This window comes from Spongiibacter sp. (genome assembly GCF_041602295.1).
Taxonomy (GTDB): Bacteria; Pseudomonadota; Gammaproteobacteria; order Pseudomonadales; family Spongiibacteraceae; genus Spongiibacter.
This window is the reverse complement of record NZ_JBFIGO010000029.1, coordinates 1-20,800: the sequence shown is the minus strand read 5'-3', so window position 1 is coordinate 20,800 and position 20,800 is coordinate 1. Positions and strand designations below refer to the sequence as shown.

Annotated in this window: 22 protein-coding genes; 13 read left to right on the top strand and 9 right to left on the bottom strand. The window is 59.6% G+C overall.

Annotated elements, in window-relative coordinates:
• Positions 1–43 precede the first annotated feature (43 nt).
• On the top strand, positions 44–1,519 hold the full coding sequence (gene thiD, locus ABYM29_RS07175; protein ID WP_372863960.1) for a bifunctional hydroxymethylpyrimidine kinase/phosphomethylpyrimidine kinase: 1,476 nt from the start codon (positions 44–46) through the stop codon (positions 1,517–1,519).
• Here the strand turns inward: thiD and ABYM29_RS07170 are convergent, their stop codons facing one another.
• Complete coding sequence (locus ABYM29_RS07170; RefSeq protein WP_372863958.1) at positions 1,520–2,380, bottom strand: sterol desaturase family protein; 861 nt, start codon at positions 2,378–2,380, stop codon at positions 1,520–1,522.
• A 92-nt stretch (positions 2,381–2,472) separates the two neighbouring features.
• Here ABYM29_RS07170 and ABYM29_RS07165 point away from each other — a divergent pair, with 92 nt between their 5' ends.
• From ABYM29_RS07165 to ribA, 3 genes are all read left to right on the top strand, one after another.
• Positions 2,473–3,387, top strand: a complete 915-nt coding sequence (locus ABYM29_RS07165; protein ID WP_372863956.1) for a LysR substrate-binding domain-containing protein — start codon at positions 2,473–2,475, stop codon at positions 3,385–3,387.
• 132 nt (positions 3,388–3,519) lie between these two features.
• Positions 3,520–4,152 carry a TIGR02281 family clan AA aspartic protease gene (locus tag ABYM29_RS07160; RefSeq protein ID WP_372863954.1) on the top strand — a complete coding sequence of 211 codons (633 nt, stop codon included), beginning with the start codon at positions 3,520–3,522 and terminating at the stop codon, positions 4,150–4,152.
• A gap of 81 nt (positions 4,153–4,233) precedes the next feature.
• Positions 4,234–4,818, top strand: coding sequence for a GTP cyclohydrolase II (ribA, locus tag ABYM29_RS07155; protein WP_372863952.1), 585 nt, complete (start codon positions 4,234–4,236; stop codon positions 4,816–4,818).
• Positions 4,819–4,919: 101 nt separating this feature from the next.
• On the opposite strand, the gene dxs is transcribed toward ribA, so the two are convergent.
• From dxs to ABYM29_RS07140, 3 genes are all read right to left on the bottom strand, one after another.
• Positions 4,920–6,836 carry a 1-deoxy-D-xylulose-5-phosphate synthase gene (gene dxs / locus ABYM29_RS07150; protein ID WP_372863950.1) on the bottom strand — a complete coding sequence of 639 codons (1,917 nt, stop codon included), beginning with the start codon at positions 6,834–6,836 and terminating at the stop codon, positions 4,920–4,922.
• An 87-nt stretch (positions 6,837–6,923) separates the two neighbouring features.
• On the bottom strand, positions 6,924–7,835 hold the full coding sequence (locus ABYM29_RS07145) for a polyprenyl synthetase family protein (protein WP_372863948.1): 912 nt from the start codon (positions 7,833–7,835) through the stop codon (positions 6,924–6,926).
• On the bottom strand, positions 7,835–8,050 hold the full coding sequence (locus ABYM29_RS07140; protein ID WP_372863946.1) for an exodeoxyribonuclease VII small subunit: 216 nt from the start codon (positions 8,048–8,050) through the stop codon (positions 7,835–7,837). Before ABYM29_RS07140 ends, ABYM29_RS07145 begins: the two co-directional genes overlap by 1 nt.
• Before the next feature lie 118 nt (positions 8,051–8,168).
• On the opposite strand from ABYM29_RS07140, the gene ABYM29_RS07135 reads away from it, so the two are divergent.
• Positions 8,169–8,714 (top strand): DUF924 family protein, encoded by a 546-nt coding sequence (locus tag ABYM29_RS07135; protein ID WP_372863944.1) that lies wholly within the window; start codon positions 8,169–8,171, stop codon positions 8,712–8,714.
• Here ABYM29_RS07135 and ABYM29_RS07130 read toward each other — a convergent pair.
• Entirely contained in the window at positions 8,711–9,100 is a 390-nt protein-coding gene (locus ABYM29_RS07130; protein ID WP_372863942.1) for a hypothetical protein, read from the bottom strand. The two genes, ABYM29_RS07135 and ABYM29_RS07130, sit on opposite strands and share 4 nt — an antisense overlap.
• 130 nt (positions 9,101–9,230) lie before the next feature.
• On the opposite strand from ABYM29_RS07130, the gene ABYM29_RS07125 reads away from it, so the two are divergent.
• The gene (locus ABYM29_RS07125) at positions 9,231–10,019 is read left to right on the top strand and encodes an SDR family NAD(P)-dependent oxidoreductase (RefSeq protein WP_372863940.1); all 789 of its coding nucleotides are present in this window, start codon (positions 9,231–9,233) and stop codon (positions 10,017–10,019) included.
• A gap of 4 nt (positions 10,020–10,023) precedes the next feature.
• Here the strand turns inward: ABYM29_RS07125 and ABYM29_RS07120 are convergent, their stop codons facing one another.
• The gene (locus ABYM29_RS07120) at positions 10,024–11,001 is read right to left on the bottom strand and encodes a ribonuclease Z (protein ID WP_372863938.1); all 978 of its coding nucleotides are present in this window, start codon (positions 10,999–11,001) and stop codon (positions 10,024–10,026) included.
• A 3-nt stretch (positions 11,002–11,004) separates the two neighbouring features.
• Positions 11,005–11,718, bottom strand: coding sequence for a TetR/AcrR family transcriptional regulator (locus tag ABYM29_RS07115; RefSeq protein ID WP_372863936.1), 714 nt, complete (start codon positions 11,716–11,718; stop codon positions 11,005–11,007).
• A gap of 271 nt (positions 11,719–11,989) precedes the next feature.
• Here ABYM29_RS07115 and ABYM29_RS07110 point away from each other — a divergent pair, with 271 nt between their 5' ends.
• A complete protein-coding gene (locus tag ABYM29_RS07110) occupies positions 11,990–12,868 on the top strand; it encodes a TIGR03619 family F420-dependent LLM class oxidoreductase (protein ID WP_372863934.1) in 879 nt (292 codons plus the stop codon).
• Between the two features lie 20 nt (positions 12,869–12,888).
• Here the strand turns inward: ABYM29_RS07110 and ABYM29_RS07105 are convergent, their stop codons facing one another.
• Positions 12,889–13,482, bottom strand: a complete 594-nt coding sequence (locus ABYM29_RS07105; protein WP_372863932.1) for a TetR/AcrR family transcriptional regulator — start codon at positions 13,480–13,482, stop codon at positions 12,889–12,891.
• A 174-nt stretch (positions 13,483–13,656) separates the two neighbouring features.
• Here ABYM29_RS07105 and ABYM29_RS07100 point away from each other — a divergent pair, with 174 nt between their 5' ends.
• Positions 13,657–15,018: a cytochrome P450 gene (locus tag ABYM29_RS07100; RefSeq protein ID WP_372863931.1), complete on the top strand. Its 1,362-nt coding sequence runs from the start codon at positions 13,657–13,659 to the stop codon at positions 15,016–15,018.
• Positions 15,019–15,080: 62 nt separating this feature from the next.
• Here the strand turns inward: ABYM29_RS07100 and fabR are convergent, their stop codons facing one another.
• Positions 15,081–15,734 carry an HTH-type transcriptional repressor FabR gene (gene fabR / locus ABYM29_RS07095; protein ID WP_372863930.1) on the bottom strand — a complete coding sequence of 218 codons (654 nt, stop codon included), beginning with the start codon at positions 15,732–15,734 and terminating at the stop codon, positions 15,081–15,083.
• A gap of 163 nt (positions 15,735–15,897) precedes the next feature.
• Here fabR and ABYM29_RS07090 point away from each other — a divergent pair, with 163 nt between their 5' ends.
• The 5 genes from ABYM29_RS07090 to ABYM29_RS07070 form a co-directional block, all read left to right on the top strand.
• On the top strand, positions 15,898–17,019 hold the full coding sequence (locus ABYM29_RS07090) for a flavin reductase family protein (protein ID WP_372863928.1): 1,122 nt from the start codon (positions 15,898–15,900) through the stop codon (positions 17,017–17,019).
• An 11-nt stretch (positions 17,020–17,030) separates the two neighbouring features.
• On the top strand, positions 17,031–18,125 hold the full coding sequence (locus ABYM29_RS07085) for a fatty acid desaturase (protein WP_372863927.1): 1,095 nt from the start codon (positions 17,031–17,033) through the stop codon (positions 18,123–18,125).
• Between the two features lie 99 nt (positions 18,126–18,224).
• Positions 18,225–19,208 carry an ArsR/SmtB family transcription factor gene (locus tag ABYM29_RS07080; protein ID WP_372863926.1) on the top strand — a complete coding sequence of 328 codons (984 nt, stop codon included), beginning with the start codon at positions 18,225–18,227 and terminating at the stop codon, positions 19,206–19,208.
• Positions 19,209–19,256: 48 nt separating this feature from the next.
• Positions 19,257–20,465 (top strand): methionine adenosyltransferase, encoded by a 1,209-nt coding sequence (metK, locus tag ABYM29_RS07075; protein WP_372863924.1) that lies wholly within the window; start codon positions 19,257–19,259, stop codon positions 20,463–20,465.
• A gap of 36 nt (positions 20,466–20,501) precedes the next feature.
• Positions 20,502–20,800, top strand: a 299-nt coding sequence (locus tag ABYM29_RS07070) for an adenosylhomocysteinase (RefSeq protein WP_372863922.1), incomplete at its 3' end; no start/stop codon positions are given.

Here is a 20,800-nt window from a genome sequence, read left to right as displayed (position 1 = left end):
TCTGGGCGGCCCCGCGCCGCCTAATGTAATAGAAAGAGGTTCTATGGCTAGTCACTCCAAGCCCATTGCATGGTCGATTGCCGGTTCAGACTCCGGTGGCGGCGCCGGTATTCAGGCTGACTTAGCCAGTTTTCACGACTTCGGTGTTCACGGCTGTACGGTGATCACCGCGCTGACCGCGCAGAATAGTTTTACTGTTGGCCATGTGTCGATTACCCCGCGCCGGGCGCTGGCGGCGCAGATCAATGCCCTGGACAGTGATCTGCAGGCGGCGGCGATAAAGCTCGGCATGTTAGGTGACGAGGGCGTGGTGGACATGGTGGCGAAGTACCTGGCCGATTACCGCGGCTTTGTCGTTTGCGACCCGGTGATGGTATCGACCAGTGGCGGCCAGTTGATGGAGGATGGGGTCAGTGAGGTACTGATTGAAAAATTACTGCCCCGCACCGACTTGCTGACGCCTAATATCAGCGAGGCGGAGACCCTGCTGAATCGTAAAATTGCCTCACTGGAAGAGGTCGAGCGCGCGGCTGTGGATATCGTTACCCTGGGAGCGCGCTCGGTGTTGATCACTGGCGGTCACCTGGCGGCCCGCGATGGCCGGCGCCACGATTATTGGACCGATGGTGAGACGGGCTTTTGGTTGAGTGGCAGTAATGTCGACACGCTGAATACCCACGGCACGGGCTGTACGCTGTCGTCGGCAATTACTGCGCTGATGGCGCGGGGCTACGAGCTGGCTGATGCCTTAGTGATTGCCAAGGCCTATGTCAGCCAAGGCTTGCGCATGTCGGTGCAATTGGGCGGTGGTCCGGGGCCGGTTGCCCACCTGGGCTGGCCACAGCAGTTGGCGGACTTGCCGACGCTCAGCCGGCGCTTGCCGGCGGCTGAGCGGCCGGTCTTCCCCGATTGCGGTGGTGAGCTGGGGCTCTATCCGGTGGTCGACAGCAGTGAGTGGATAGAAAGACTGCTGCGCTGCGGTGTCAAAACTATCCAGCTGCGCATCAAAGATCCCCAGCAGGCGAATCTGCACGAGGAAATTGCTCGCGCTGTCGCCTTGGGCCGCGAGCATAATGCCCGGGTGTTTATCAATGACTACTGGCAGCAGGCGATCGCTGCGGGGGCCTACGGTGTTCACCTCGGCCAAGAGGATTTGGATGTCGCCGATCTGGCGGCCATCGCCAAGGCGGGCTTGCGCCTGGGAGTCAGTACTCATAGTTATTATGAAATGGCACGGGCCCACGCCCTGCGGCCCAGCTATATTGCCATTGGCCCGGTGTATGCCACGACCAGCAAGGTGATGCGTTTTGGCCCGCGGGGCTTGAGTCGCCTGCGTCGCTGGGTGGCGCTGCTGGCTCCCCATTACACCCTGACCGCCATCGGCGGCATCGATGTGCGCCGCGCCCGCGAGGTGTTGGCCTGCGGGGTGGGCAGTTGTGCGATGATTACCGCCATCACCGAGGCCGACGACCCCGAGGCGGTGGTCGCCGAGCTGCTGGCGCTGCACGATCGGGGCTGACTAGCGCAGTTTGGCGAGGTCGGTAGCAAAATAGCGGTAGAGGACACTGTGCTCTTCTTCGGGACTCTGGCGCCAGCCGTAGATTTCGGGTCTTTTTCGCTCGATCACCAGGCTGTTGAAGAGCAGCCAGTCGTAGATGGACAGCAGATTGCACAGATTGCTGCCGGAGTTTTTGCCGCGGGCGTGATGGTGATGGTGCTGGGTGGGGAAGGTGAAAATATGGCAGAGCCCATACATGGCTTTGCGCACCCAGGCCCAGCGATGGTTGAGTAGATACAGGTCGTAGTTCCAGTTCACATGGTTGTGTGCGGCCCACAGCCCCTTAAACAGCGTGCCGACAATAAAGACTTCCGTGAGTCCCAGGTAGAGCGCCAGAAACTGGAACCAGTAGTTGGGCATGATGAACCACCACAGCCAGTGCTCAACAAAGGTCTGGGTAACGCTCAGCTGGCCCTTGCCGTCATTGCCGCCTGACAGGTGGTGGGGGCGGTGGCCCATTTTGTACAAGTTTTGGATGCGTCGCAGCCACAGCGTTTTGGGGCGACGGGCGTGGGCAAACCAGTGGCCTATGCCGTGAAACAACTCTTCCAGTGCGATATAGGCGATGAGGGTGGCCCAGAAATAGTTGGTTTCTAAGCCGCGGAGCGCGCCTTGGTAGTGAGGGATGATTAACCCCGCTATCCAGGCGATGCCAAACAGCAGCGCTGGCCGCTGGATAATAATCATGCCGGCGGCGCTGAGGCCGGCCATCTGCCAGTCTTCTTTGCTTTTGCGCTGCTCGCGGGCGCGGCCGCTGAGCCACTCCCACAGGGCCAAAAGAATAATAAATCCGCCGACAAGGTGGCTGGGCTGAATGTTCATAGGCGTCCTCTGTTCGTATTATCGTGGCCAATGTGGACAGCCTACGGGAATTAAGCTATTTGTAAATTTGATAATTTGTATATGTATTATTTATGAAGCTGAATTTACGTGCTGTCGATTTGAATCTGCTTACGGTGTTTGAGGCGCTGCTGCGCGAGCGCAATATGTCGCGAGTGGCCGAGCAGCTGGGGATGAGCCAACCGGCGGTCAGTGCGGCCCTGCAGCGCCTGCGGCTGACCATGAAAGACGAGTTGTTTGTGCGCAGCCGCAGTGGGATGCAGCCCACCCCGCGGGCGCTGGCGGCGCAGCCCGCGGTGGCTGAGGCATTGTCCCTGATCGCCGAGGCGCTGACCGTTGAACAGCAATTTGACCCCGCCACGGCCAGCCGGGAGTTTGCGGTGCTGGCTGACGGTTCTCTGGAAATTACTGAGCTGGGCAGCGTGTTGCACGCTCTGCAGGCGGCTGGGCCGGCGCTGCGTTTGCGCAATGAGGTGCTTGAGCGCCAGGATGTCGGTCAGGTGCTGGCGCGCCTGGACTACGACGCGGTCATTGATTTTGTGCGGGTGGAGTCCGATAAGATTTGTGCGGCCCCGCTGGGTGAGCAAGAGCTGGTGGTCATCGCCCGGGTTGGGCACCCGCGTATTAACGCTGAGTTGAGCGCGGCGCAGTATTTTGCCGAGGGGCATATTCTGTTGCGTCAGCGCAGTCGCTATCGCAGTCAGTTGGAGCTGGCGCTGGGCGGCGAGCGCTTGCGGCGCAGGGTGGATGTCCAAGTACAGCATTTTGCGGCGATGCCCGCGGTGGTGTCGCAAACGGAGAGCCTGGCGACGATGCCGCGGCGGCTGGCTGAGCAGTTTGCCGCAGTCTATCCTATACAGGTCTTGCCTTTTCCGCTGTCGCAGTTGGCCGTGCCGATTTGGTTGATGTGGCCGGCCAGTCTGGGGGGCGATGCCGGCCACCGCTGGTTTATCGACTTATTAAGGAGACGAGTGTTTAGTAGTGTGTGAGCGTATGTGTTGTCTGAGGTCGCGGCTATTACGTATCGTAAATTGTTTTGTGGGTAGTAGCATGGTCTCAGTGACAGGCGCGCTTCGTCGCCTGCCAATCAGCGAGGCGAGACCCGCGAGAAGGAAGTTGCGATGAAAAAATTGCTGATATTGATAACGCTGTCGCTGCTGGCAAGCACGCTACATGCCGCCGAACTGACTGTCCGTGGCTTGTTTAAAAATGCTGTTCTGCTCGAGATTGATGGGCAGCAGCAGTTGGTGCGTGCCGGCAGCAGTCACGCCAAGGGCGCCAAGGTGATCGCGGCGAATTCGCGATCGGCACTGGTGCGCTTTCAGGGCAAAATGCACCGTTTACAGCTCAATAAGCGCATTGGTACGCACTATGTTGAAAGCGGCAATATGGAGGTGGTATTGCAGCGCAACGGCAACCGCGAATACCGCAGCAGGGTGCATATCAACGGCCGTTCGGCCGAGGCAGTGGTCGACACGGGCGCCACAACGGTGGCGATGAGCGCTCGCCAAGCTCGCCAGCTGGGGATTCGCTATGACGGTGCGCCGGTGGTCAGTATTGCCACGGCCTCGGGAGTCAGCCGTGGTTTTTCCGTGAAACTCAACAAGTTGGCGGTGGGCGGCATCGAGCGCAGGCAGGTTCCCGCGGTCGTTGTCGATGGTGATCACCCCCATGTGATTTTGTTGGGCATGAGCTTTTTGGAGCACGTCGATATTCAAGAGCGCGGCAATATACTCACCCTGACCTCCCATTAAACTCCGCGGAGTGGATTGCGGCTCGCCTGATGGCGCTGGCGCTGATAAAATGCGCCACCGGATTTTTTCTTGGAGATGCCCGTGGCGGTCCGCTTTATTGAGTCCTCCAAGCTTCCTACCCCGTGGGGAGTGTTTGATATTCATGGTTTCGAGGACGCTGAACTCGGCAAGGAGCACGTGGTGCTCAGTCTTGGCGATATCGGTGATGGCCAGCCTGTGCTCGCCCGCATTCACTCGGAGTGTCTGACCGGCGATGCGCTGTTTAGTATGCGCTGCGACTGTGGTTCGCAGCTGCAGGCGGCCATGGAAAAGGTGGCAGAGCAGGGCCGCGGCGCCATTTTTTATCTGCGCCAGGAAGGCCGGGGCATTGGCCTGATCAATAAGATCCGTGCCTACAAGCTGCAGGATGAGGGCGCCGATACCGTTGAAGCCAATGAGCAGCTGGGTTTCGGTGCCGATATGCGCGATTACAGCCTGTTGAAGGTGATGTGCGAGCAGCTGAAGATCAGCAAGGTGCGCCTACTGACCAATAACCCGCGCAAGGTAAAAGCCCTGACCGATCAGGGGGTCGATGTGGTGGAGCGCCTGCCGCTGCAAACCGGCCAAAACCCCCACAATGCCAAATATCTGGCCACCAAGTCGGGTAAGCTCGGCCATCTGTTTTAAGTTGTCGCAGCTGCATGCGTGGCTGCCAGCTTCCCTTACCCTAATATCCCTCTGTTTGGTCGCCGCGCCGGCTTTTCGGCCGTTGAATAGCGCCCAGCCGATTACTGGCCGCTGGCGTTTAGCTCGGGGCTGAGCAGCTCACGGCGCTGGCGAATGCTGCGCTCAATGCCCGCGGCATCGAGGCCCAGCTCGCTGAGTAGAGTTTGGTGGTTGCCGTGGTCGACAAAGTGGTCGGGCAGGCCGAGCTGCATTACGGGCAGGTCGATGCCGCGACTGTTGAGGTATTCGCTGACGGCGCTGCCGGCGCCGCCGGCAATCACATTCTCTTCGACGGTAACAAGCAGGCGGTGGCTGCCGGCCAGTTGGTCGATCAGTGCAGTGTCCAGCGGTTTGACAAAGCGCATATCGGCAACGCTGGCATTGAGTTGATCTGCGGCGGCGGTGGCGGCGCCCAACAGGGTACCAAAACTGAGAATGGCAATATCCTCGCCGTTGCGCAGCAGTCGGCCCTTGCCAATTTCCAGACACTGCATTTCGGCCTGCGGCGCGATGCCGGGGCCGGTGCCGCGTGGATAGCGCACGGCGGCGGGCCCCGGGTGGCAGTAGCCGGTGTGCAGCATTTGCCGGGTTTCATCTTCGTCGGCAGGGGCCATGATGACCATATTGGGCACACAGCGCAGAAAGCTTAGGTCGAAGGCGCCGGCGTGGGTGGGACCGTCTTCGCCGACCAAGCCCGCGCGGTCTATGCCAAAAGTGACGTCGAGATTCTGCAGGGCGATGTCGTGGATCAGCTGGTCGTAGGCGCGCTGCAAAAAGGTGGAGTAGATGGCGACGACTGGCTTGAGGCCGTCGCAGGCCATGCCGGCGGCGAGCGTCAAGGCATGTTGCTCGGCAATGGCGACGTCGTAAAAGCGGTCTTCAAAGCGCTGTGAAAATTCCACCATGCCTGAACCCTCGCACATGGCGGGGGTGATGGCGACCAGCTGCTCACAGGCGGCGGCTTCATCGCACAGCCACTGGCCGAAAATATCCTGATACTTGGGTTTTTTCTTCGGCTTTTCGGCGAGCTTGTCGGGGGCGGCGTCGGGCTCGATTTTGGAGATGGCGTGAAAGCCCACGGGGTCGCGCTCGGCGGGTGTGAAGCCCTTGCCCTTTTTGGTCATGATGTGCAGCATTTGCGGGCCGTCCAGCTCGCGCAAATTGCGCAGTGTCGGCACCAGCACATCGAGATCGTGGCCGTCGATGGGACCGATATAGTTAAAGCCCAGTTCCTCGAACAAGGTCGCGGGCGACACCATGCCCTTCATATATTCTTCCAGGCGTGCGGCGATCTCCTTGGCCGGGCCGGGGAATTTCTGCAGCACCGACTTGCCGCCGCTGCGCAGCTGGTTGTAGGTCTTGGAGGCCCAAATTTTCGAGAAATAGGTGTTCAGGCCGCCAGTGTTTTTGGAGATCGACATCTGGTTGTCGTTGAGTACCACCAACATATTGGCGCCGGTGTGGCTGGCGTGGGTGATGGCCTCAAAGGCCATGCCAGCGGTCATCGCACCATCGCCAATGACCGCCACGGTGCGGCGGTCGATGTTCTGTTGGCGGGCGGCGATGGCCATGCCCAGAGCGGCACTGATGCTGGTGCTGGAGTGGCCGACACCAAAGGTGTCGTAGGGGCTTTCTTCACGCTTGGGAAAGCCCGCCAAGCCGCCGGCTTTGCGCATGCTGAGCATACGCTCGCGGCGACCGGTAAGAATTTTGTGGGGATAGCACTGATGGCCGACATCCCAAACCAGGCGGTCGTCGGGGGTGTTGTAGATGTAGTGCAGGGCGATGGTCAGTTCAACGACGCCGAGACCGGCGCCAAAGTGGCCGCCGGTTTGGCCTACCGAGTAGAGCATGAACTCGCGCAGTTCGCGGGCCAGTTGGCCCAATTGCTGTACTTCCAAGTCGCGCAGGTCGTCGGGTTCAGCGATGCCATCGAGTAGTGGAGTCGACGGCTTTTGCGTGGGGATTTTCTGGAACATCAATCTCTAACCCGAAACGGCGTAAAGGGGGCAATTGTAAACCAATTGCCTGTTGGCGGCACCGCAGTCGACGGGCAGAATTGCCGCTTAATGTCGGCGCTCAATAATATAGTTGGATAACTGGCGCAGGGCGTCGGCGCCGGGGCCGAAGTCTTGCAGTGCCGTCAGTGCCTGTTCGTGCAGCTGTTGGGCCAATGCCTTGGCGCCGTCTAGCCCCAATAGTGCGGGGAAGGTCGGCTTATTGAGTGACTGGTCGGCGCCCTGGGTTTTGCCCAGTATCGCGGTGTCGCCTTCAATATCAAGGATGTCGTCCTGTACCTGGAAGGCCAGGCCAATGGCCTGGCCGTAGTTGTCCAGCTGCTGCCGCTGTTGAGCACTGGCGTTACTGGCCAGGGCGGCGAGGCCGATGGCGGCGCGAATTAAGGCACCGGTTTTCAGCTGGTGCATGGTTTGCAACGTTGCGAGGTCGAGCTGGCGATTGACGTTGGCGAGGTCAATCGCCTGGCCGCCGACCATACCGCGCGGGCCACTGGCGGCGGCCAGTAGGCGCAGCATCGCCAAGCAGTTTTCTGCCGGCAGTGACAGTTCGGTGAGCAGTTCAAAGGCGCGGCTCTGTAGGCCATCGCCAACCAGAATGGCGGTGGCCTCGTCATAGGCGATGTGGCAGGTGGGTTTGCCGCGGCGCAGGGCATCGTCGTCCATGGCGGGCAGATCGTCGTGCACCAGTGAATAGGCGTGAATCATTTCAATGGCGCAGGCACAGCTGTCCAGTGCGTTGTCGTCGATGTCGGCATCGAGGGCGTGGGCGGTGGCGTAGACCAGGGTGGCGCGCACCCGCTTGCCGCCGTTCATCAGGCTGTAGTGACTGGCTTCGAACAAGCGCGTCAGCGCTTGGCCGGCGTCGGCGTCGCTAAATTCACTGCCAGCGGAGCCCAGCATGGTTGGTAGTGCGCGCTGCACTTGTTGCTGGCACTGCTGTAAATAATCGTTAAAACTCATCAGGCGGGTTCCGCGTCGTCGTCCTTGGCGGTGAGCTGCTGAACTTTGAGTTCCGCAGCCGCCAGTGCCTGTTGGCATTCCTGGCTCAGGCTCATGCCTTTTTCAAAGGCTTTCAGCGAGTCTTCCAGGCTGAGTTCACCGGATTCCATGGTTTGTACCAGCGTTTCAAGCTCGGTCAGCGCGGACTCGAAATTGACGGTTTTTGCCTTGGGCATGGGCTTCTCCACAGGGGGGCGGGTTGCGAGGCGGTTATTTTAACAGCGTCTGCTCGCGACTGCCCGTAGTTCGTGGGTATTGCTCATGTGAGCGCAAGGCGCGAAGAGGAGGGCGGTGATGAACGATGAGATACAGCGCGTGCTGGCGTGTTGGTTTGAGGATTTACAGCCGGCTGACTGGTTTAAAAAGTCAGCGGAGTTGGATCGGCGCATTGCCGAGGATTTTGCTGAGTGTCATTGCGCTGCGGCGGCTGGTGAGCTGTTTTTGTGGCGCCAGACGGCGGTCGGCCGGCTGGCGGAAGTGATTGTTCTGGACCAGTTTTCGCGGAATATTTATCGCGATCGCGCCGCCGCTTTTACCTGGGATGGTATGGCTCTGGTATTGGCGCAGCAGGCGGTGGCCTGCGGCGCAGATCAGCAGCTCAGCGAGGCGCAGCGGGCATTTTTATATATGCCGTTTATGCACAGCGAGTCGCGATTGATTCAGCGGGAATCGCTGCGCTTGTTTGGTGAGCTGGGTCGCGAGGACAATCTGCGCTTTGCGCGGCGTCACGCTGAGATCATCGAGCAGTTTGGCCGCTATCCTCACCGCAATGCCCTGCTGGGAAGAGAGTCCAGCGAAGCGGAGCGCGCTTTTCTACGCGAGCCCGGTTCGGCGTTTTAGCGCAGCCGCAACGCCAGGCCGGTGCCGGTGGCCCACAGGGCGTTGGCGAGCAGTACGACTAGCGGGGTCAACATGCCCAGTGCCAAGCCGGCCTGGCCGTAGGGTGAATGGTAGGGGAAGACAATGAACAGCTGGACGGCACTGGGCAGTAAACTGAGCAGCAGGGCGCGGCGCAGCCAGGGTCCGGTGAATAGCGGCAGCGCGAAAAGCAGTCCCCACAGGCCACCCCACACCAGTCGCGGATAGAGCCACTCTGGGCTTAGCGCCGGTGAAATATTGACGCCGATGGCCGCAGTAATGCCGTAAAGACCGCAGAGCCATAGGGCCAGGCTGTTGAGCAGGCCGCCGATGCCGCCGGCGGCATAACATAAGAGGTAATTGCGCATAATTGCTCCCGTTGCTGTGTCGTTGCGCCGCGCTAGCCGCGGACATGAACGCATGGTAATCGCTGCTGAGGTCGTCACAACTTTCCCTAGGCGCCGCTTCAGGGCAGAATCCCCATCCCGCAACGACGATATGAGATGGACTATGGCCGGCGACAATAATTCCGAGATTGCTTTAATTACTGGTGCCTCGTCAGGCATTGGTCGGGCTTATGCTGAGGCCTTGGCGCCACAGTGTAAGGCGATGCTGCTAGTGGCACGAGATGCCGCCAAGTTGGCCGCTGTGGCGCAAGCATTGGCCGGCAGCGGCTGCGAAGTGCACTGCATCGCGGTAGATCTCTGCGAGCCGCTGGGGGTGGCTGAGGTGATGGAGGCGATCCGCCAAAAGGGGCCGGTGACGATATTGATTAACAATGCCGGCTTCGCCACCAACACCGCACTGATCGATAGCGACCTCGACGGCGAGTTGGCAATGCTGTCGTTGCACTGTGAAGCGGCGGTGTCGCTGTGTCGCGGCGCCCTGCCGTATATGGCCGAGCACGGGCGCGGCAAGATTATCAATGTGGCGTCGCTGGCGGGCTTGATTCCAATGAAGGGGGCTGCGGTGTACGGCGCTTCGAAGGCGTTTTTGGTGGCCTTTAGCCAGTCGCTGGCCAAGGAGAGCTATAAGCAGGGCATTGCTGTGCAGTGTCTGTGCCCGGGTTATACCCACAGCGACTTCCACGGTCGCGAGACGCTGGGTGGTTTTGATAAAAACTCGGTGCCGGCGGAGTTCTGGTCGACGGCGGAGGAGGTGGTGGCGGAAAGCCTGGCGGCGTTCACGGCCGATGCGGCGCCTGTTGTTGTGGTGCCCGGCGAACACAACCGCCAGTGGGTGCGCGCTGAGCAGGAGCGTCAGCGCGCGGCGCTTGACGCGCAGTAGCCGCTTAGGCTGGTGACAGCCGGTGCAGCTGCCGGTCGCGCTCTAGCTGATAGCACTCCAAATCTTCGGCCATCTTCAGTTCGCCGCGGTAGTACTGCTGGGCCTCGCGGCGCAGGTCGTCGATGCTGTGCTCCACTTCTTCGCCACCGCGCAGTCGGTAGCGCTGGCTGAAATGGGTGAGGATCAAGTGCCGAAGCTGGCAGTCGGCGGCGGCCTTGGCGACCATGGCAGCGGTGCTATGCATATACTGGGGGCCGACTTTGGCGAGCACCTCCTCGGTGAAGGTGGCTTCGTGAATCATCGCGTCACTGCGGCGCATGACGTCGTTTAACAGTGCTGGCTGGTCATTGTCGCCGCCAATAATCAGGCTGCGCGGCGGCCAGGCGGGCCGGCTGTAATCGGCAGCGAGGAGCTTTCGGCCGTCGGCAAGGTTGAGGTCGTGGCCTTTTTGGATGCGGTTCCACAGCGGCCCGCGGGCGATACCGCTGGCGTCGAGTTTGTCGTCCAACAGGTGGCGCGGCGGCTTCTCTTCGACGCGATAGGCGTAGCAGGGCACGCGGTGTGACAGGGCGTGCGCGCTGACCTGCAGATGGTCGTCTTCGTAGTGGAAGTCAGCTTGATCGCTGCGCACAAAGTGCAGGGGAAAGCGCAGTTCGCGGATATCGGTGTGCAAAAAGGTGGCGCGGATAAATTGTTCAATGCCGTCGGGAGCGCAGATGGTTAACGGTGCTTTGCGGCCGCTCATGTTAGCACTGGCGATCAGCCCGGGAAGTCCATAGCAGTGGTCGCCGTGCACGTGGGTGATGAAAATCGCACGCAGCCGGGCACTGCTGTAGCGGGTTCGCTGTATTTGGTGTTGGCTGGCTTCGCCGCAGTCAAACAAATACCAGTCGCGGGCATCATCGATGGCCACTGCCAGCCCGGTGACATTGCGCTGTTGGGTGGGGGTGCCGGCGCTGGTGCCTAAGAAGGTAAATCTCACGACTTACTCCGAGTGGCCCTGGGCGGCCGTCAGTCGGCGTTTGGCCAATACCTCCAAGCTGCGCTGCGAGGGCGGCGCTTCGAGGATGGCAGCCATACTGTCGATCAGATTGCTGGCCATAAAGTCGGTGTCGCGCAGCAGGGGGTCGAAGTCGACATTGTTGCGCACCCGGGCGTGGTCAGAGACGCCGTGAAAGCCCAGCACGTTAATCAGCAGGATGCGCTGGCGGGCAATTTCAGCAGGCAGTTCGGTAAGCTCCTGGGCGGCAAGCTTGGCGATCTTGGTCTCGCGAGTCAGCTGCAGAGAGTGCTTCTCAGCCAAGTCATAGCCCAGGGTGTTGCTGGCAATGAGTTCCGCACTGATGTGAATATAGGCCTCGCCGCCGTCGGTATCGTCCAGCTTGTCCAGCAATGGCTCGACGATGGCGGTGGCGATGAGCTGTGGTGCGGGCATGTTGTCGCTTAATAAGCGGTCGACTAATTGTGCTCGGCGCTCGGCCAATTGAGGCCCGTGTTTGTCGAAAATGGCCTGCAGCAGGCCGTTTTTGTTGCCGAAATGGTATTGCACGGCATTGCGGTTGGCTTGGCCGGCGGCGCGGGTAATCGTGTTGATGGATACGCCATCGACGCCCTGGTCGGCGAACAGCTGTTCGGCGGCGCGGATCAGGCTGTCGCGGGTGCGATGGCTGCGAGTGTCTTTGACGGCTGTCAGTTTCATGGTCCTTCCGCTGCGGCTGGCGCGTATTTCATTAAGTTTAACAATAAACTCCTTAAATTACGTGTGCTTGCCGCTGGAAAGACGGTGGCGGCTGGCGGCTTTTGCGGTCTGCCTACTTATACTGCGTGTACCCCATTGCCGGCCTGCCGTGGCGATAAAGTGGTTCTCGTCCATTCGGAGGTGTTGGCGCCAGTGCGTGGGGCACTATAGTGAAGAGATCGGCCGCTGCAGCGTGTCCTAACTCCGAGCAATAGTACATAAGGATGTCACCATGAAGTTTGCCTACCACCACAGTATGTGCCCCGTTGAGCAGTACGTGCCGCTGAGCGTCGAGGCGGAAAAGTTGGGTTTTGACACCGTTACCATGCCCGACAGTATTTGCTATCCCAAGGAGGCGAGTTCCAAATATCCCTACAATAGCGATGGCAGTCGCGAGTTTCTCGATGGCGTCCCCTTTATGGAGCCGTTTTTGCTGGCGGCGCATCTGGCGGCGCAGACCGAAAATATTCGCTTCACCACCTCGGTACACAAGCTGGCGGTGCACGAGCCGGCGCTGATTGCCAAATCACTGTCGACGCTGGCAATTCTCAGTGGCAACCGCTTTGGCTACGGTGTGGGGATCAGTCCCTGGGCGGAAGACTTCGAGGTGACCAATGTGCCCTGGGAGCGGCGCGGTAAGCGCATGGACGAGATGATTGAGATCATCAACGGCCTGATGAGCGGTGAGTACTTTGGCTATCAGGGGGAGATTTTCGACTTGCCGGAAATCAAGCTGTGCCCGGTACCCAAGGAGCGCCCGCCGATTTTAGTGGGTGGCCATTCCAAGCCGGCACTGCGCCGCGCCGCGCGCCTGGGTGACGGTTGGATTGCCGCCGGTGGCGAGTTGTCGGCCATCAAGGGAATGATTGATCAGATCAATGAGTTCCGCGTGGAATACGGCCGCGACCACCTGCCCTTTGAATTCCAAGCGATGACGGCCGAGGCCTACAGTGCCGACGGTATTAAGCGCCTGGAAGATATCGGTGTCGACGAGGTGCTGGTGGCCTTCCGCGACGTTTACGCCTCTGAGCCCGATGACAAAACGCTGGAAGAGAAAAAGGCGATGATGCAGTGGTACGCGACTGAGGTGATTGAAAAAAGTCGCGCTTAGCGCTGTTCGCTGCGCCCCGCTCAGGCCGGCGGGCGCAGCTGTTCAATGAGTCTGAACAGGTATTCGGCGCGGGCTTCGCGCTCTGCAAACGGTCTCAGCACCAGGTTTTTGGCGGCGCCGATCACCAGGTCAAAGGCGACATTGGTAATGTCTTCGGCGCTGAGGTCGCTGCGCAGCTGGCCCTGTTGTTGCAGGCTGCGAATCATTCCTTCCATCAGTTCGTGAAACTGCTGATCTTTTTCTCTTTCCGCCCGCAGGCTGTCGCTGTGGGTGAGGGCGAAGGTGTGCAGGTTCAGGCGCACCCGCCATTCCAGGTCCGACTCCTCGTCCAGCGGCAGGCCGGCCTTAATGACCGGGAAGAAGTGGTCGAGGCTGGGGTTGCCGTGGGCGATGGCTTCCTGCATGCGCAGGTCGATGCGCTGATCTGCCCAGCGAAACGCGGCGATGACAATTTCTTCTTTGCTGCTGAAATAATGCGATAACACGCCGATGGAACAGCCCAGTGACTTGGCCAGCGCGCGGGTGGTGAGCGCCTCCAGGCCTTTTTCGGCGATCAGTCTAGCGGCAGCTTCTGCCACCTCTTCGCGACGACTATCGTGATCTACTTTCCTCACTGCGGCCCTGACCTCTTGGCGTGATGGTGGTATGCATTGTTGCGGGGTTGGGGCGCAACTATACCGGAAGATGAATAATATTTCATATCGAACGCTTGATATGTATCGGGTCGCCTTCTATGATGATCGGAAAATAATATCACTAATCACGACCCCCCCACTGGAGGGCATAGCATGGCCACAGCAGTAAATACCGATTACAAACTCGCCCCAAACAACAATAAGCTGGACCATATCCCCGGCAATTTTGGCTGGCCGGTTATCGGTCACACCTTTCCGCTGGTAAAGGATCTCTACGGCACCATCGACAAGCAGTACACTCAGTACGGCCCGGTGTCGCGTTTCGGTTTGGCGGGCTTTAAGGGCGTGCTGCTGGTTGGGCCCGACCTCTATAAAGAAATCTATCTCGACAAGCACAAAAACTTTTCCGCCGAGATGGGCTACATGGGTTCACTGGGTCGCTTCTATAAAGGCGCCCTGTTGCTGCGCGATCACGAAGAGCACCGCTTTCAGCGCCGCATGATGCAAACCGCGTTTAAGAATGACGCGATGAAGGGCTATATCGACACCATGGGGCCGATGATCGGTGAGGCCGTGGAGGGCTGGGGCAAGAACAAGGAAATGCTGTTCTTCCCGGCGATTAAGCAAAACCTGCTGGATGTGGCGGCGACCATTTTTGTCGGCCTGGGCAAAGACGATGAGCGCGCCGAGAAGCTCAACAAGGCTTTTCTGGATATCGCCAACGGCCTGATGGGGATTGTCACCAAGGAGTGGCCGGGCACCGCCTACGGCAAGGGCAAGAAGGCTGAGCGCTATCTGAAAGAGTTCTTTGGCGGGCTGATCGAAGAGCGTCGCAACGGCGATGGCATCGATACCTTTACCTTCTTCACCAAGGAAAAGACCGAGGAAGGCGAGTTTTTCTCGGATGACGACATCGTGGCCCATATGAGCTTCCTGCTGTTTGCCGCTCACGACACGACGACCAGTGCGCTGAGCCATTTGTTGTTCCACTTGGGCCAAAACCCCGAGCTGCAGCAGCGCCTGCGCGAGGAGGCAATGGCGGTGGACAAGGAGTTTCTCGAGTACGACGATCTGGAAAAAATGCCGCTGGCCGAGGTGGCCGTGAAAGAGGCTCTGCGCCTGCACCCCTCGGTGATGATGATGCAGCGCCGCACCATTAACGACTGCGAGCTGGGGGGTTACAAGATTCCGGCGAACACCATTTTGTTTATTGCGCCGCAGCATACCCACCGCATGTCCGAGTACTGGGATGCGCCGCTGAAATTTGATATCGATCGCTGGCTGGAGCCGCGTCTGGAGCACAAGCGCCACAGCTTTAGCTTTGTCGGCTTTGGTGGCGGCGCCCACAAGTGTATCGGCATGCACTTTGCGCTGATGCAGGTGAAAAACTTCCTGCATCAATTCCTGCGCCGCTATGAGTTCAAACTGGCGGATAATTTCAGCGACAAGATGCAGACCGTGCCCCTGCCCAAGCCGGTCGATGATCTGCCGATTGTGCTGACGCCGATTCGCTAAGCGATTGGCAGCATAAAAAAAGGAGCCTGTTGGCTCCTTTTTTTATGGGTGGCGGAGCGCCGCTACTTGCGCTTTTTTTTCGCCAGCGACTGCGAGCCCTCCATAATCATGCGGATCATGACGACGGTCTGGTCGATGAGTTCGGCGCGCTGTTCCGGCGTTTGCTCGACGGCGCTGGCGCCCATGGCAACGACGAGCCGGGTAATGGCCTTGGCGGTCAGTGCCGGCTGGTAGCTGGCGTGGCCGGTGAGCTTTTCCATGCGCTCTAGCTCGTCGCGCAATTCATCTTCGAAGTAGTTGAGTTCCCGCTCCACCGCCTGGCGAAAGGCATCGGAGCCAGTGGACATCTCACGCAGCAGGACCTGAATGTGTTTTTCTTCGGCATCGACTTGTTCCATAAAGGCTTCTACCGAGGTGCGAATGGCGCTGCGCTCCATCGATAGCCGCTGCCGGGCCTCGCGAATAATGCCGCGCAGCGCCCGCCCGGCCTGATCGATAAGGGCGACGGTCAGTTCGTCGACATCGCGAAAGTGGCGGTAAAAGCTGTTGGGCGCAATCCCGGCTTCGCGGGCAATTTCGCGCAAGCTGAGTGTGGAAACGCTGCGGTGGGCGCCGAGCAGGCGGACGGCGGCGTCCATCAAATCTTGCGCGCTGACCTGATTGCGCCGGCTGCTGGCGTCAGTTTTCTTGGCCGCCCTTCTCGCTCGAATACCCATTTTCTCCACCTGTCTCGTCTGTATTGCTGTCGCTGGAGTGCCCAGTGTAAGGGCAAATATAACGTGCGTATATACAGGTAAATATACAAATGAATATACACTTGTATTGACAGATATAAATACAAGTGTATATTGGTCGAAAAATCACCAGTCGAGATGCCTTATGAAAGCCTTGTTTACCCCTTCGAGTAGTGGTCTGCCCCAGCGGCGGCCTGTCGTTGCCGGTTTGCTGAGTACTCTTGTCACCGCGGAGCAGTATGATTTTTGGGCGCGTGAACTGGGTACTACCGCCGCCTGGCGTCGGGTTTTTGCCCGGGTGTGCGGCTTGCGGCGCGAGGCGGATGACACCGTGAGCCTGGTGCTGCAGGGCAATCGCAATTTTGTGCCGACGACCGCGGGGCAGCATGTGACCTTGTCGCTGGAGATCAACGGTCGTCGCCACAGTCGCAGCTACAGCCTGTCTCGCCCGGCGCAGGGGCGAAAAATTACCCTGACGGTGCGCCGCGAGCCCGAGGGCTTGATGAGTAATTACCTTCACGATCAGCTGCGCTTGGGCGATGTGGTGGAACTGAGTCAGCCGTTTGGCGACTTGGGGCAGTCGCTGCGCGCTGACGGCGAAGCCGCCGCGCTGTGGTTGGCGGCGGGCAGCGGTATTACCGCGGTGTTCAATGTGCTTGCCGAGCGCGCAGCGGCCGGGCGGGCGCTAAAGGGGCAGTTGCTGTACTGGGAGAAACAGCCCGGTCGTTTCTGTTTTACCGAGGAGCTGGAGCGTTTGCAGGCCGAGCACCGCGGCTTTCGTGTGCGGCGCTTTTGCCGCGACAGTGGCGGCAGTGACGGCTATGAGTCGGGCCGGCTCGATACGGCGCTGGCCGAAAAGTTGCTGAGCGATGGCGCCTATGCCGAGGCGGTGGTCTGCGGTGGCAGCGCCTTTGTGGCCTCAGCCAGGGAGTTGTTGGCGGAGTCGATCAGCGCTTTTCACGCCGAGGCCTTTAGTCCGCCAAAGTCGGTTGCGGACAGTGGCGAGGGGGAGGCCTTTTTTGAGTTGTCACTGAGCCGCAGTCGCCGGACGTTGACGGTGTCGAGTCGCCAATCGCTGCTGGAGGCATTGGAGGACGCGGGCATGTCTGTGCCCAGCGGCTGTCGCATGGGGATTTGCAACAGCTGTAGTTGTCAGCAGAGCGGTGGTGAGAGTCAAAACCAGTTAAATGGCGCCAGTTTGCGCGGCCAGGGAGCGCTGCGCCTGTGTGTGAGTCGTGCGCGCAGCGACCTTGAATTGAATCTATAAGGAGCAGGGCTATGAGCCAGAAGAAAAGTCGGGTACTAAGTGAGCGGGAATTGGCGGCCTTCGGCAGGGAATTGGACGCCCTGCAACAACGGGCCATCGCCGATGTTGGCGAGCGCGATGCGCGCTATCTGCGCAAAGTTATTCGCGTGCAGCAGTACCTGGAGATGGGCGGGCGCGGGCTGCTGTTTCTGGGGATATTTCCGCCGGCGTGGCTATTGGGCACCGGGATGTTGGGAGTGGCCAAGATCCTGGAAAATATGGAGATCGCCCACAATGTGATGCACGGCCAGTATGACTTTATGAATGAGCCCGACCTTCGCGGTGCCAGCTATGAATGGGATACCGTGGGTACCGGTGACAACTGGCGTGAAAGCCACAACTACAAACACCATACCTACACCAACATTGAAGGCATTGACGACGATGTCGGTTACAGCCTGCTGCGCTTGTTTCCCGAGCAGCGCTGGCATGCGGGTTTTCTTTTTCAGTCGATTGCGGCGGTATTGCTCGCCCTGTTATTTCAGTGGGGGGTTGCCATCCAGGAGTTGCAACTTGGCAAGTTGGCCAAGGGCCGCAAGTCGTGGTCGCAGTTAAAGCAGGAGTTGCGGCCGCTGTGGCGGAAAAGTCGTCGACAGTTGCTGAAGGACTACCTGTTTTTCCCGCTGTTGGCTGGCCCCTTTTTCCTGACGGTGTTGAGCGGCAACCTGGTGGCCAATCTGATACGCAATTTATGGACCTTCACGATTATTTTTTGCGGCCATTTCACGGCGGATGCCGAGGTGTTTCCGCCGTCGGTGCTGGACAATGAAAGCCGTGCCCACTGGTATCTCCGCCAGCTGCGGGGCTCCTCCAACCTGAGTGGCGGCAAGCTGTTTCACGTACTTTCGGGTAATCTGAGCCATCAGATCGAACACCATATGTTTCCCACTGTGCCGGCACACCGCTATGCGGAAATGTCGCTTGAGGTGAGGGAAATCTGCCGTCGCTACGGTCAGCACTACAATACCGGTTCGCTGCCGCGTCAGTTCGGGCAGGTGCTGTGGCGGATTGTGCGTCACTCGCTGCCGTCGCGTGTGGCCGCGCAGCCTGCGCCCCTCGCCCAATAGTTACCGATCGGCAATCTATATCAAAATATTTTGATATAGAGCTGTTCGCTGTTACACTGCGCCGCCATGGAAGCACGCTCTTGCAAGACGGCGGTCGCAGTGTCCTCTGAGTCATCACCGCCAGACGTTGATCTGAGTACCCGGCTGTTGCAGTTGTGCAAGGCCGGCGCTGAACCCTTGCGCCTGCAAGTGCTGCGGGTATTGCGCCGCGACGCCTACAGCGTGCAGGAGCTGTGTCAGATTCTCGATGTGCGCCAGTCGGGCATGAGCCATCACCTAAAAATCCTCGCGGCTGCCGGTCTGGTCGTGCGCCGCCGCGAGGGCAATAGTCTGTTTTATCGCCGCAATTGTCAGGCGGGCAGCGAGCCGCTGCGCGAGCTACACGCGGCCATGCTGGCGGCGGCCGATCAGCTTTCGCTGGATGGCGGCCAGCAGCAGCGTCTGGACGAGGTGGTGGTTGAGCGCGCAGAGCGCTCGCGGGCCTTCTTTACCGAGCATGCCGGCGAGTTTGGTGAGCAGCAGGAACAGATGGTGGCCTACGGCGTCTACGGCCAAAGCTGCGCGGAGCTGCTGCGCGCCAGCCAGCCCGACGGCGGTCAACTGGCCATTGAGGTAGGCCCCGGTGAGGGTGCCTTTCTCGCCGAATTGGCCGCGCGCTACCCGCGGGTGATCGCCCTGGACAACAGCGAGGCGATGCTGGCCAAGGCGCGCCAGGCGGCGACCGAGCAGGGCCTGGGCAACATCGAGTTTGTGCTGGGTGACAGCCGCAGTGCGGCCCTGCCAGCGAATCAGGCCGATTGCGTGGTCGCCAATATGGTGCTGCACCACCTGCCGTCGCCGTCGGATATTTTTGCCGATGTGCAGCGGCTGCTGCGCCCCGGCGGTTTGTTCTGTGTGGCGGAACTCTGTCCCCACGACCAGAACTGGGCGCGCCAGGCCTGTGGCGATCTGTGGCTGGGCATCGCGCCCGATGATTTAACTGAGTGGGCCTCGGCCTGCGGTATGGAAGAGGGGCCGTCGGTATATCTGGCCCAACTGAATGGTTTTCGCGTACAAATCCGGCAGTTTATCAACGCTGGGTAGGAAATAACGAGCTGGCCGCAGGGCCCACAATGATGAGGAAGACAATCGATGTCTGAATACAGCCTGTTCACCTCCGAGTCGGTATCGGAAGGACACCCAGATAAAATGGCCGATCAGATTTCTGATGCGGTACTCGACGCGATCATCGCCCGCGACAAGCACGCGCGGGTGGCGGTTGAGACACTGGTCAAAACCGGTATGGCGGTGGTGGCCGGTGAAGTGACCACCTCCTGCTATGTCGATCTGGAAGATATTATCCGCGACGTGATCAGTGGTATTGGCTACAACAGTTCTGATGTGGGCTTTGACGGCGCCAGCTGTGCGGTGCTCAATGCCATTGGCAAGCAGTCGGTGGATATCAATCAGGGCGTGGACCGCGCCAAGCCTGAAGATCAGGGTGCGGGTGACCAGGGACTGATGTTCGGTTATGCGACAAATGAAACTGAGCAGCTGATGCCGGCGCCGCTGTATTACTCACACCGTCTGGTTGAGCGCCAGGCCTATCTGCGCAAGAACGGCGTGCTGCCCTGGTTGCGTCCAGATGCTAAAAGCCAGGTGACCCTGCGTTATGAAAACGGCAAGCCTGTCGCCGTCGATGCGGTGGTGCTGTCTACCCAGCACAATCCGGAGATCAGTCAGGGCGACCTGCAGGAGGCGGTGCGCGAGGAAATCATCAAGCACGTACTGCCCGCTGAACTGCTGCACGCCGGCACCAAGTTTCATATCAACCCGACCGGCAACTTTGTCATTGGCGGCCCGGTGGGTGACTGCGGTTTGACGGGTCGCAAGATTATCGTCGATACCTACGGCGGCATGGCCCGTCACGGCGGTGGTGCGTTCTCTGGCAAGGACCCCTCTAAAGTAGACCGCAGTGCTGCCTATGCCGGCCGCTACGTGGCTAAAAACATCGTTGCCGCCGGCCTGGCCGACCGCTGTGAGATCCAGGTGAGTTACGCCATTGGCGTGGCCGAGCCGACGTCGATTTCTATTAATACCTTTGGTACGGGCAAAGTCAGCGATGACAAATTGGTTGCTGCGGTGCGCGAAGTCTTCGACCTGCGCCCCTTCGGTATCACCAACATGCTCGACCTGGCTCACCCGATGTACCAGCCCACTGCGGCCTACGGTCACTTCGGTCGCGAGCCCTACCAGCATACCTATGAGTGGACGGAAAACGGCGAGACGCGCAGCGAGACTAGCACCGCCTTCAGCTGGGAAAAAACCGACCGCGCCGAGGCTCTTAAGGCGGCGCTGTAAGACGCAGAAAATTTGCGAAAAATTGAGGATAGAATTATGACTGCCACTGCTACCGCAGTAGAAAACTTCAGCGATTACAAAGTTGCCGATATCAGCCTGGCCGAATGGGGCCGCAAAGAATTGAATATCGCCGAAAGTGAAATGCCGGCGCTGATGTCGCTGCGCGAAAAATACGGCGACAGCAAGCCGCTGGCGGGTGCCAAAATTCTGGGCTGCATTCACATGACCATTCAAACCGGCGTGCTGATCGAAACGCTGATCGCGCTGGGTGCCGAAGTGCGCTGGTCGTCGTGCAACATCTTCTCTACTCAGGACCACGCTGCGGCGGCCATCGC